Origin of the sequence: Eubacterium uniforme, from assembly GCF_900167115.1 — a bacterium.
Lineage (GTDB): Bacteria > Bacillota > Clostridia > Lachnospirales > Lachnospiraceae > Eubacterium_S > Eubacterium_S uniforme.
The window spans coordinates 1-7,564 of record NZ_FUXZ01000023.1 but is presented as its reverse complement, the minus strand read 5'-3'; the positions used below and the strand labels follow the sequence as shown (position 1 = coordinate 7,564).

General features: G+C 27.4%; 10 protein-coding genes. All 10 read right to left on the bottom strand.

Annotated features, from left to right (window positions below):
• Positions 1 to 248 (bottom strand): hypothetical protein (locus tag B5D16_RS11990; RefSeq protein ID WP_143405126.1); only part of this gene is annotated, 248 nt, incomplete at its 3' end.
• A complete protein-coding gene (locus B5D16_RS11985) occupies positions 241 to 501 on the bottom strand; it encodes a hypothetical protein (RefSeq protein ID WP_078767215.1) in 261 nt (86 codons plus the stop codon). The genes B5D16_RS11985 and B5D16_RS11990, both read right to left, overlap by 8 nt.
• Positions 473 to 967, bottom strand: coding sequence for a hypothetical protein (locus B5D16_RS11980; protein WP_078767214.1), 495 nt, complete (start codon positions 965 to 967; stop codon positions 473 to 475). The genes B5D16_RS11985 and B5D16_RS11980 overlap by 29 nt, the downstream gene beginning before the upstream one ends.
• A complete protein-coding gene (locus B5D16_RS11975) occupies positions 936 to 1,931 on the bottom strand; it encodes a DUF3991 and TOPRIM domain-containing protein (RefSeq protein WP_078767213.1) in 996 nt (331 codons plus the stop codon). Before B5D16_RS11975 ends, B5D16_RS11980 begins: the two co-directional genes overlap by 32 nt.
• Positions 1,932 to 2,127: 196 nt before the next feature.
• Complete coding sequence (locus B5D16_RS11970; RefSeq protein WP_078767212.1) at positions 2,128 to 3,516, bottom strand: relaxase/mobilization nuclease domain-containing protein; 1,389 nt, start codon at positions 3,514 to 3,516, stop codon at positions 2,128 to 2,130.
• Positions 3,503 to 3,856, bottom strand: coding sequence for a plasmid mobilization protein (locus B5D16_RS11965; RefSeq protein WP_078767211.1), 354 nt, complete (start codon positions 3,854 to 3,856; stop codon positions 3,503 to 3,505). Before B5D16_RS11965 ends, B5D16_RS11970 begins: the two co-directional genes overlap by 14 nt.
• A gap of 426 nt (positions 3,857 to 4,282) precedes the next feature.
• On the bottom strand, positions 4,283 to 4,600 hold the full coding sequence (locus tag B5D16_RS11955; protein WP_078767209.1) for a hypothetical protein: 318 nt from the start codon (positions 4,598 to 4,600) through the stop codon (positions 4,283 to 4,285).
• Between the two features lie 12 nt (positions 4,601 to 4,612).
• Positions 4,613 to 6,442, bottom strand: a complete 1,830-nt coding sequence (locus tag B5D16_RS11950) for a hypothetical protein (RefSeq protein ID WP_078767208.1) — start codon at positions 6,440 to 6,442, stop codon at positions 4,613 to 4,615.
• A 10-nt stretch (positions 6,443 to 6,452) separates the two neighbouring features.
• Entirely contained in the window at positions 6,453 to 7,313 is an 861-nt protein-coding gene (locus B5D16_RS11945) for a hypothetical protein (RefSeq protein WP_078767207.1), read from the bottom strand.
• A gap of 15 nt (positions 7,314 to 7,328) precedes the next feature.
• Positions 7,329 to 7,564, bottom strand: a 236-nt coding sequence (locus B5D16_RS12505; protein WP_159444386.1) for a hypothetical protein, incomplete at its 5' end; no start/stop codon positions are given.

Genomic DNA, 7,564 nt, shown 5'->3' with positions numbered 1-7,564 from the left:
TTACCACCTGTTATCTTTTCCATAGTTCCAATTGATACTGAATTATATGGTCTGTTAATTCCAGGAAGTGACAAATCCCAAAAATGTAATTTCATCCTTATTTGAAGAGCTTTTAATGCACTTTTACTTATCGTTTTCCCTGCTAATTCACCTGCTCCTTTGATTAATAGTGCAACATCCTTTAAAGCTTCTCCTGAAAATCTTAAAACTTGAATAACTTCTGATAAATCTGCATTAATATCACTCATTATTTAACCCTCCATTTCTTAATAATTCTCTAGCTTGTTTCATTCCTTCAGCCGAATATTCTGGTCTTGCTATTTGCCAAACTTCATCTTCAGCAAGTCCATCTTCTGTTATTGCTTTTGTTATTTCTAATCTTTGTTCCTTTGTAAATTTACCGTTAAGTAAATATTCCAATAGATTTTCTTTTTTCTTTCTGATATTTTTTTTCTTTCTAGGTAATTCTATGTTAGTCTTCTGTATTTCCTTCTGAATCAATTTCTGCTCCGAACTCAATTTCATCTGAGAACATATCATCGCTAATTTCGAAATCTGCGATAAAACTTCCTGATGGTAATTCATACTCTGTTCCTTCATTTGCTCCATCTGATTTATCATTTTCTCTTGTAACGCTATCTTCTCGTTCTTTAAATTCAGATTCTCCTGTTGCAAACTCTCCAATTGAAGTTGTAATTTCTGGTTCTGTTCCTGTAATTCCTTCGCTTTCTTTATCACTTTCTCCATCTGTGAATAATTCTCTGAGTTGTTCATCTATATCACCTTCTTTCCTACTAATCATTTCACTTATTTGTTCTTTTATTTCCTTCTGTTCATTCTTTAGTTCATCCATTTTTTGAGATAATTTAAGTAGTTCATCTTTCAATGGTAATAATATTTCTATTAATTCTTCCTTGCTCATATCAATATCCTCACTATCTTGTTCTACTACGAAAGGGATTTGCAAGTTCCACCACCTGTTCTTTTTTCCTTTCGATTTTATGTATTGGTATATTTCTTTTAACTTTATAAACCAATTCTTCGTTAAAATCCTTGAATCCTTCTTCGCATTGAATTATTTCTACATTAATATCAGGTCTTTTTTGTTCTATCATTTCTTTAATTTGTTCCGTAGCTTTCATTCCATACTTATCTCGATCAAGACCCAATATAATATTTTTAATGTTATTATTATCTAACCAATAATTTATAGAAGAAGTTTTAGTTACTCCTGTTAAGGCTAAATAGTTCCATTTAAATGCATCATCACCTTGCATACTCATTACTGATAACGCATCAATAATGGCTTCTGTTATGAATAATGTATCGCTTTTATAGTCAAGAAAAAAGCAACGATTATAATCGCTGCCTGGTACATCCCTTTTATAAGGGTATTGTTCATTTGTTCCTTTTAAATTAGCAAAAACTGGTTGTTTTATTCCATCCTTAACTTCATATGCTACGAATACGACATTTTTATGTTCTTCATCTTGATATATATAACCCTTGTTAGCTAAGCTTTTAATTAAATCAACAGATAAACATCTTGTTTTAATCAAATAAGCAAATGTATTACGCATATTAGTTGATTTTCTTGGTAATTCTAATTTGCCACTATAATTCTTTTCTTCCTTTACTTCTTTAAATCTGCTTATTTGAGCTTCACCAATATAATTATTATTTAAATAATTTACCGCTCCAATAAAATCCATATTTCCAAATTCTATTAAAAAATCAAAAACTGATTTACTACTCCCATCAGAACTATATCTAACATATTTGTTTTTTTGCGGATCAATCATTACAGAATCATGTTCTTTTAAAGAATAAAATCTTCCTTTTTTTACAACATGATACCCCATAGATGAAGCTACATCCTGAATAGGAATATCTCTTAATTTTTCTATCAGTTCTTCAGCTACATATTTCATTAAAATCACCTCCAAACAAAAAGAGAACTAGAAAAATACTAGTTCTCTTAAATCTTTACATACTTATACAATTTAATTATACCACAAAACTTTAGTACATTTAGTACAATTTTAGTACATTTAGTACATCTTATCTATTTTTACTTTTATTAAATCTATTATTTTTATTAATACTTTCCGATAATTCTTAGATAAATTATTTCAACCTGGTTTTATCAAGTTTTCTTTCTTCTAGGTTATTCACTAATTCTTTTTTGATTTTTTTAAGATATTTTCTATCATTTTGTAATTCTTTTTTTACTTTTCTTAATTCATCCATTTTTTTAATATATGTATTATAAGCCTGTTCAACCTTCTTAACATCCATGTATTTTTCTATTTTCTTTAACTTATCAATATTTATATCCTGTTCTTCAGCAAATACTTTATAAGATTTTAATAAATCAAATAAAGAAGGAACATCTTTTGAATACTTTAAATAATCTCTATATTCCTGATTTAACATTTTCATGTATTTTTGAATTTTAATTATTTGATTTTCTTTTTTCTCTATTTTATTAATTAAATCTGAAAAAGAATCTACTTGATTTTTTTGAATAGTCATAATTGAGTTAGTAAGAGTGTTAATCTTGCTAATCGTTCTGTTTACTTCCCAATTAGATAAATGTTTTCCATTTTTTAATACATGATCTGCATAATAAATCTTCTTAGCTATTTCTTTTTGATAAACCGACATATTATCCCATGATATAAATCCTTTATAAATATGCATTTTATTAATATTTTCATTTACAGCTAATTCCACATCTTTTATTTCTAACCTATCTAAGTTAAGTCTTCTTTTTAAATCTTCTGGATAGTAACCATAACCTAAACTATTTGCTCTTATATATTTAGATTCACCTAATGGTTTATATTTTAATATTGTTCCATATCTTTTAGAATAAGCTTCTTTTACTTCTATATCATAATCCTTTTCTAAAATTTCAAGTAATTCTTCATAATCGTTTGCTTTTTTTATAGCTTCATCAATATCATGTTTTAACAACTTACGTTTATTTAATGTTCCCTGTTCTGTTTTTTCATCCATCACCATAATATTGATTAATGGAAGATTATATTTTTCAGAAACCCTATTTACTATTGGTTGAATTATTTTTGCCCAATCTCCATTATTGTATCTATATTTCTTACCATTAATTCTATTGACCGAATTAAAAACAATATGCCCATGAGGATGATCTGTATCATTATGTACCGCGGCAACATAATCATATTCATCATTTAATAACTCTTGAGTAATATCATCCATAACATTTAACATAATAGAATCTTTGATTTTTTCTCCCGCAGGATATGATACTATAAAATGGTATCCCTGTCTTCCAAATCTTTTATTATAATAATCCTTTGTTTTTATAAAGCTCTTTAAAATTTCATCAGGGGTCAATCCCGAGTTACTTACCACCAATTTCATATTATCTGTTTTTTCTGGATTTAAAATATAATTTATACAATTTCTAAGTCCAGTTGATGGATCACCTGTATTTCTTTCTTTGATATGCATCAATTTAGTAATCGCCATATTTTATATCCTCCAACTTTTCTTCTATTAAATCTAATTTTTTATTTAATTGTTCAAGCATAATATTTAATTCATTTGATGGTTCATAAATATCATAGGTATTATATTGATGTGCAATCTGATTTATATTATTACCAATCTTTTTTATTTCGTATGTAATAATCTTATTTAAATCATCAAATTGTTTTTCAGTTATTTTAATATCACATGATTTGATTCTTAAATATTCGCTAACCGTCATATTTGATTTTTGTGCTTTGGTTTTTATTTTGTTTTTTAAATCTACTGGTAATCTAAATTTTATAGTTGTCATTTCCTGTTTTATTTGATTTCTATTCATGATCCTTCTCCTTTACGTTTTGCACTTCATTTGTCTTGTAGTTTTACTGATTTGCACTTCATTTGTCTTGCAATTTTACTGATTTGCACTTCATTTGTCGTGCAGTTTTGCCGATTTGCACTTCATTTGTCGTGCAGTTTTACTGTTTTGCACTTCATTTGTCTTGCAGTTTTGCCGATTTGCACTTCATTTGTCGTGCAGTTTTACTGTTTTGCACTTCATTTGTCGTGCAATTTTCTTTTTTTTAGGTAATTCTGCACTTTTTTTGTAGTGCAAAAACTACGTTTTTGAAGTGGCAAGATACGCATTTTGTACCCACAAAAATGCAAAGAGGAAGACAATGCTTCCTCTTTCTTGTTAGGGGATACCCCTAAGACCCTTTTCTGCACTACAAATGTAGTGCTAATATATATTCTATTATTAATGTTACATAATAACATGATTATTAATATTTGATATAATTTCATCTATATCACCTCTAAAGAAAGAAAAATCTGAATCATTCTTAATGTTGTAATAATAATAATCTAAAATATTTTCAACCGAAATTGAGGTTAATCTTTTTACATTTTCATCAGATGTATTTTTAATATATTTTTTCATCTGTTTGTATAATTCTTTTTTTAATGCAATTTCTTCAGCCTTATCAATTATGTTATCTCTGCTACTTGCCTTAATTGTTAAAATATATGTTTCAAATTCCCAAGATAATTGTTTTAATAATCTCTTTCTTAATCCTTCCATTCTTAATTCTCCTTATTTAACTTTAATTTTTTTACATTTAGAAATTTTCGAATAAATGTATTTTTTCCCAACTTTTTTATATGATCTGACCCTTATGTAATTAATTCCTTTTTTCAAAAATATTGTTCCATTCTTTGAATTAATCATGGCAATCTTATTTTTTGTCTTTTTATTTTTTCCAGAATAAATAATATAACCTGAATATTTTGCTCCTTTAATTGTAATTCTATAACCACCACTACTCTTTGTAATCTTTTTAATTCTAGGTTTAAGCAATCTTCGTTTTATCGTTTTCATTGAATCAATACCAGTTACAGCATTATTGTAAGCAGCGATTTTATAAGTATATTTCTTTTTATATTTTACTTTTTTGTCAAAGTAACTTAATTTATTAGATGAACTTAATAAATTCCAATCACCTTTCTTTCCAACTTTTCTATATAATTTATATCCAGTTGCATTATTAACTCTACTCCAACTTACTTTTATGCCCTTCTTCTTATTTTTTGCTTTAATTGTTGGAGTATTTAAATAATTATCATCTGGATTATATGCAACATGATCTCCTTTATAAGCTATTAAAAGATTTCCTGAACGAATAATATAATCTCCATTATTTTTACTAACTTCATCTCCTATATTATTTCCACTATAAATGGTTGCTTCAATATGAACATAAGCTCTTTTACCTGAAATAAAATCTTTTGTAGTTGAAAGCTTATATCTACCATTTGAAATATTGGTAGTCTGAATTAAATTATTATCAGTTATAACTTTATATATTATTGAAGAATCTGATGGAAAATTGGTTAACGTAGTCATTATATCTAAGCTATTATTAGATTTCATTTCATAAAATGAAAGATTATTACCATCTAATGAACAGAGATTAATAATTGGTTTTGGTAATACAATAACCTTTATAGTTCTTGAAGCTTTTCTTACTGTTCCATTAAGATTAGCTGTTACTGTAAATGTTAAAGAATATTCCGTTCTCTTATTTACCATCGGAGCAATTACTGTAGCTGTATTATTTCTTTCATCCTTTAAAATCAATCCTGAAGCTGTATATAAATAGCTATTATTGTTTCCACCTGAAACATAAGAAGTTACTGTAGCACTATCGCCTGAATATAAAAAGATGTCTTTACTATGAAAAACACCTTTTGATTCATTCTGATTAGTAATATTCGTTATTGTAGGTAATGCTTTTACATTTACTGTAATTCCTTTATTTAATGTTATAGTTCCACCATTAGTTTTACATATAGCATTTCCTACTATATATGTACTTCCTGCATATCTACCTGTATAAGATGCATTCTGTTTATCGGTATTATATAGATCTACGTTATTATTATTCTTAGTCCAGGAATAACCAGTAATATATCCACCGACAGATAAAGAAAGTCCTGTATTTTCTCCAGCAAATAAAACAGTTTTATTTGCTGTTAATCCATATAGTTTAGGATAATTTTTTAAATATACATTTATTTTTCTTTTTAATTTATCATCTTTACCATATATATAAAATGTTTTATTTTTTACAACATCCTTATTTGCTTTAACTGTTAATATTGCTCCTGTTGGTGCATTATCATCTTTTGTAATTTTAAGATTAATAGAACCATCTGATAACGTATAATTTCTTCCATGATTTGCACCACCTTCTTTTAGGGCAATGTAATTAGTATAATATGTATTACATGTCCATGTTTGATTATTCTTATTTCCATCTGACACTAATGTAATTGTACTCTCCTTTACATCAGCATAGGTAATGTTTTTCATGCTAAACATTAAACCTAAAAATAATAAAAAAGTTATAATATGTTTTTTCATCTAAATCCTCCTATTGCAATAATATGACTATTATTTCATAGCCAACTGTATTTCCTCTAAATGATGATATTGATAAACCATAACTACCATTTACTCCTGGTAGCTTGCTTATTATTTCTTCAATCGCTCCCATAACACTTACATCATCGTCTGATTCAATATCAACTTTGATATATGCTGTGTTAATGGTTCTTGTATCATTAGTCAATTGATTATAGGTTGCTACAGCATTTGTTAATTTTCTTGATGACATGTATTCAGCTAATTCTCTTAGTTCAGAATCCACGCTTCCAGAAATGTTAGCTTTAACAGAATTTTTAATCATGTTAACAATATCAGCATTTAGTATATTTGATTCATTGTAGTTACCCAAAGGAATAATCTGTTTACTCTCTTGTTGAGTGGTTTGTTCCTTCTGTTTCTTCTTTTTTCGCTTCTTACGTTTTTTCTTTCGTTTCTTTTTAGTCGTTTCCTCTGTCGGCTCCTCAGTTGTTGCTTCTGTTTCAATTGCTTCTGTAGTAATTTCTTCTGTAGATAATTCTTCAGTTACTACCTCTTGTGTTGTCATTTCTGTAGATTCTTCAACAGAAGTTACTTCACTTTCAGTAATTATTTCCTTTGTAGTTAGCTCATTAGTGATACTTTCAGCAGAAACAACCTTCTTATTTTTGTTACCATCCTTTTTTCCAAAAATAAAAATACAACCTAAAAGAATCGATAATAAAAGGACTGTCACAGCAATATATATAGTTGCATTTGACAATCCTTGTTTTGTATCAATATCTGGTTTCTTTTCTTTAGGTTTTATATATCTTTTATATTCTTGTTTATCAAGATGGTTATAATATATTCTTCTTATAAGCTTAAACATAAAACCACCTACTTTTTAGTATGTTCTTGCCCAAACAGCGTTATCAGGATTAACTATAACATCAAAGAATGTTTCTACATCTCTTTCAACGTCAAACATAATAATTTTTTTACCATCTTCCTCTTTACACATAGTATATTTTGTTCCTTTATAATCCCCTCTTGGAACATATTGCTCTCTAACTATTTTCTTTGCTTCTTCAATAACTTCATTGAAAACATCTTCACCAAGTTCATCCTTTAATGAATCAG